Origin of the sequence: Kitasatospora sp. NPDC059803, assembly GCF_042732255.1 — a bacterium.
GTDB lineage: Bacteria > Actinomycetota > Actinomycetes > Streptomycetales > Streptomycetaceae > Kitasatospora.
Map to the genome: position 1 here is coordinate 8,153 of NZ_JBHWIJ010000346.1, position 289 is coordinate 8,441.

Consider the following 289-nt stretch of genomic DNA (forward strand, 5'->3'; position numbering starts at 1 on the left):
TGCACACCCCTCACCCAAACACCCAGCCGGCGGTGTGTGTTTGGTTGTGTTGTAGGTCTATGAGTGGTCGTGCGCCCCCCCTCCAAGGTCAAGCATGGTGTCGAGATCGCCGTCTGGATCGTGCAAGGCAAACAGCAAAAGCCGTAACACCGGGTCCTGATGCCGGTCATCGCGCTCTCAAGACCGGGGCAGAGGCTACTCTCCGCCCCTCCTTCGGAGCAGGAAGTCGGCCGAATCGACTTTCACAACCCCGCATTATTCCGTTGCCGCTTCTGCCCCTGCCGATGGC